This is a genomic window from Lamprobacter sp., from assembly GCF_034860625.1.
Taxonomy (GTDB): domain Bacteria; phylum Pseudomonadota; class Gammaproteobacteria; order Chromatiales; family Chromatiaceae; genus Lamprobacter.
Window position 1 is genome coordinate 1 of sequence record NZ_JAYESN010000289.1, and the last position, 3,491, is coordinate 3,491.

Annotated in this window: 4 protein-coding genes; 2 read left to right on the forward strand and 2 right to left on the reverse strand. The window is 58.0% G+C overall.

From position 1 onward, the window contains the following. Together VBE63_RS26290 and VBE63_RS26295 are read right to left on the reverse strand one after the other, a co-directional pair. Positions 1-437: Rpn family recombination-promoting nuclease/putative transposase (locus VBE63_RS26290; protein ID WP_323685958.1), on the reverse strand; the 437-nt coding region annotated here is incomplete at its 3' end. A 116-nt stretch (positions 438-553) separates the two neighbouring features. Beyond that, positions 554-1,048: a DUF29 domain-containing protein gene (locus tag VBE63_RS26295; protein WP_323685955.1), complete on the reverse strand. Its 495-nt coding sequence runs from the start codon at positions 1,046-1,048 to the stop codon at positions 554-556. A 418-nt stretch (positions 1,049-1,466) separates the two neighbouring features. On the opposite strand from VBE63_RS26295, the gene VBE63_RS26300 reads away from it, so the two are divergent. Both VBE63_RS26300 and VBE63_RS26305 read left to right on the forward strand, forming a co-directional pair. Beyond that, positions 1,467-2,540: a hypothetical protein gene (locus VBE63_RS26300; protein ID WP_323685956.1), complete on the forward strand. Its 1,074-nt coding sequence runs from the start codon at positions 1,467-1,469 to the stop codon at positions 2,538-2,540. Between the two features lie 499 nt (positions 2,541-3,039). Continuing rightward, positions 3,040-3,480 carry a hypothetical protein gene (locus tag VBE63_RS26305; protein WP_323685957.1) on the forward strand — a complete coding sequence of 147 codons (441 nt, stop codon included), beginning with the start codon at positions 3,040-3,042 and terminating at the stop codon, positions 3,478-3,480. The last annotated feature ends 11 nt before the right edge of the window (positions 3,481-3,491 follow it).

Genomic DNA, 3,491 nt, shown 5'->3' on the forward strand with positions numbered 1-3,491 from the left:
TTGCGGTAGGCCTCGCCCTGTAGGGCGATGTCGCGCAGTCGTTGCAGCGCGACCCAGTACTCGGGCGTGCTCTTATGCTCGAAGAGCATGTAGACGCAGAGCGCGAGATCGGGCGCGGACGCGGGTGTGGGTGTGGGCGCTGATACCGGCTCAGGCTCAGCCGAGGTGACCAGCGACTCTGAACCGCGCGCCTGTTGGTTGGCTTGCGCTTGGGAATCCTGAGCCTGAGCATCCTGCACCAGTCCACCCACCGCTGGTGCACCCTGGCTGAAACCGCCCTGCTCTGGATGTCGTGGTCGCAGGCGGTAGACAAGATCCGCATACGAAGCTCTCAACGCCTTGGACACATCGCTATCCTTGCTGATCTCCAAGCTGTCGAGATCGACAAACGCCAGTCGTTCCGATGGCAGATGCCAACGCAGGACGTCTTGGGCGATCTCGCCTGCTTCGCGACCTGTGTCGCCTGGATGAGGCGCTCATCGCCTATGAAACGGCCCTGAGGCTCGACCCACAAGGGTGTAGTGGACCTATCGCGTGTCCTGGGATCAATCGATTAGTGGCTTCCAGGCTCAGGCCAGTAGTCTTCGTCGAGCACTTGCTCAAGAGAGAAAGGCAGCGTCTCGGGAAAGGTTGTGAGCGGCAGGCCGGTTTCATCCGCGGCCTCCTGGCGGGCGCGCGGATAGGTTTCCATCAGGGCGGCCGGCAGGGTGGATTTGAGGCTCGGACTGTCTCTGAGCAGCAGTTTGATGTCGTTGCGCTGGGTGATGATCGTCACCGACCAACTGCGCGAACGCTTTTCCGGCTGATGTTCAAGCTTGAGCAGATGCATCATGAGCACGATCAGGCGGTTGCGCAATTGCCGACGCTCGCTGCGACTCATCCCCTCAAGCTCCTCAATCAAGTGCTCCCGGTCTAGATATTCGAGCCGACCCGTGCGCAGGTGGCTAACCTGGGTCTGAAGCCAGTGCAGGTAATCAGTGTCGTCGTGGTGGGCGGTCTGCATGATGAGGCGCTGGAGTTTCGAGAGGGCTTGCAAGGGTGTTCCCATCAGGCGGGCATGATCAACCGTCCCTGCTCGCGCAGCCAAGCGGCGCGGGACGCTCGACAGGCAAATAGGGTAGCAGGTTTTTCCTCGTCGGCCTCTGGATCAGCGCTTGCCGGCCATTGTCCGGCATCGCGCAGGCTCTACGCAGCCAGAGACAGCCCTTGTCAGCGTCATGGCCTTGACCTAGGCTGACGTCTCCGCTGCTGGGACCAGACAGTAACGCCTCAAGGCTTAAGCGCCTAGCAACCTTCCGAGCGCAGCGATCTGCTCAACGACCTCAGCCACCAAGACGCACGCGCCTCCGCCAACCAAGGCTCGTTCCGTCAATCCTGGCTCGGCGTCGAACGGACAGTCATACCCGCTAACGCGGGAGGCAAGGCAGGCAGCTCGGTGGTGATCTGCATTGAATCGGGAGACCAAGATGTCAACGCGAGCCTGGTACGACTACTACATCATCGACCCCGAATCGGGCACGATGACCTTGGCCATGCGCTTCTACAAGTGGGGCGACGGCACGCCTGAGAATGCGCTGGCGGAGTATCGGCAGTTCAACAAACAGCTGCAGCAACTCGGCGGGCAGCTGCCGGTAGAATGGCTCGATCGTCTTTTGCGTGAGCAGCTCGGCGACCTCCATGCCACACTGCCGCCACAGTTTGCCACCGCTGCGTTCTTGTTCCTGCTCCAACGCGCTTCGGATGAAGAGCAGCGTCAGTACTGGCATCGGTACAAGCCAGCAGAGGAGCGACCGGATTTTCATCTACGCTTCGCACTCGACGAGGCGCTGACGGCCAAGCCGTTCGACATTCCGCCACAGACGGACCCGCTGTTGGAGCGAGTCCGGCGCTTCCTTGCCACGGCCCACTGTCTGCGTCCATGGCGAGACTATGGGCTGCGACTCGACCTGATGGATTGGCTGCAATACATCACCCAGCCCACGCGCAGCGCCGACATGGGCGCGATCGCCGGCGACTGGCAGCCAGCGTGGGATATTGCCTATCGCTTCCGATTCTTTTTCTGGATCGATTCGCCGCAGCCTTTACGGATCGGGCAGATGGCGATCGAGCTGTGCCGGTACGACGGGGCAGATCTGTTATCGGTGACTGATGCGACGGCAGATGAGTGGGAATGCGAACAGCGAGATGAGCTGCGCGAGCGCGTCCGCGCCTCCAACATCGGCATCACATCCCTGGCGCTGCTCCAGCACGACTATGCGACTACGCCAGATACCTTCTGGCAATTCCGCGAGCAACCGAACCCGGAAGAGACAAAGCGTTGCGCGCGACTCGAGGCGCTCCGACCGATCCGCAACATCTTGGTGCGCCAGATCACGAAACGCTTCGGCCCCACGGTCGCCGATGAGACAGGGTCGATCCTGGAACAGATCGACGACTTCGACCTGCTGCTCGAACTGAGCGGGCCTGTCATCGAGGCGCCGGACAGCGCTGCCTGGCTTCGAGCGCTGCGGCAAATTTCGCCTCCGGTATCTCCGCCCTGAGAATGCGGTCGGACTATTCGAGTCTACAAAACGATCGATCAAGGGCAGTACTCCAGATCTTTTATCGAATGATATTCAATCATTATAAATCAGCAGCTTGCTGGCTAACCCAACAGATTTGGAGCACTACCGACACAAGCACGCTTGGGCAGTGCTGCAGGACGCCACAGGGCAGGACGGAGAGAGGTTGCTCTTCCAATGAATCAACCATAGAGTCCTGCGCTTGTAAGATATCCAGATCGAGAACACCACCGGTGCAACATCATGCCACTCCATGTTTGCCTGACATCTGAAGAAGAAGCGTTACTGAATCGGGTTAGCCGTCAGTCCCATCGCAGTCAAGATGAGTTGATCCGTCAAAGTATCCGCGAATACTGTGAGCGACAGTTAGAACAAACGGCAGCAACAGCATACGAGAGAGGTCAGGATTTATTTGGTGTCGGACAACTCGCCGACGCACCGACTGATCCGTCCAAACGACACATTTGGGAGCGATTGCATGCCAAACATCGCGGCCTGGGTTGATACTGGGTTTTTTGTCGCTCTCTTTGCGCGCAATGACACACATCATCATTCCGCAGTCCAGTTTTTCTCTGATAATAGAAAACTAGAATTGCACTCGCTCTGGCCTGTTGTGACTGAAGCGGGCTTTTTTCTCGACACACCCGGTAAGATCGCGCTTCTGACTTGGTTGGAGCGTCATGGAGTGATTCTGCATAATCTCAGCACAACTGAACTCCCGGAGATTCGTGACACCCTTAGAAAATATCAAAATCTGACACCTGATTTTACCGACGCAGCGCTCGTCACATTAGCCGGAATGAACGGAATCAACAAGATCATTACTGTTGATGTGCGCGATTTCTCGGCATTCGTCTTCCCGATGGTCGATCCTTTGAACGCTTATGGCTTTGACCATCGCGTTTTCTTCATGCTCTAAGTCACGATATG

Coding starts and splice junctions, on each gene's coding strand:
- VBE63_RS26295 (WP_323685955.1), bottom strand. CDS start 1,048: ATGGGAACACCCTTGCAAGCCCTCTCGAAACTCCAGCGCCTCATCATG.
- VBE63_RS26300 (WP_323685956.1), top strand. CDS start 1,467: ATGTCAACGCGAGCCTGGTACGACTACTACATCATCGACCCCGAATCG.
- VBE63_RS26305 (WP_323685957.1), top strand. CDS start 3,040: ATGCCAAACATCGCGGCCTGGGTTGATACTGGGTTTTTTGTCGCTCTC.